At 62.3% G+C, this 268-nt stretch carries 1 pseudogene; it reads left to right on the top strand.

The window, feature by feature from the left end:
* Positions 1-268, top strand: a pseudogene (locus tag AC0IYH_RS31835) (hypothetical protein); the annotation flags it as partial.

The raw sequence follows: 268 nt of genomic DNA, 5'->3' as shown, positions 1-268 counted from the left end.
ATGAAGATCTCCCTGATCACCCTGGAAGTCGACCGCCGCGCCAAGGACGGGCTGATCTGCCGCGACAACATGCGCGCGGACATCACCGTGGCGTTCTACTTGCGCGTCAACGAGACTCAGGAAGACGTGCTCAAGGTCGCCAAGGCCATCGGCGTGGAGCGTGCCTCCGATCGCGCGGCGGTGAACGAGCTGTTCAACGCCAAGTTCTCCGAAGCCCTGAAGACCGTCGGCAAGCAGTTCGACTTCGTCCAGCTGTTCGAGAACCGCC

It is taken from the genome of Pseudomonas sp. AC463 (assembly GCF_979253585.1).
The sequence above is the reverse complement of the archived record's forward strand: the minus strand, read 5'-3'. Positions and strand labels throughout refer to the sequence as shown.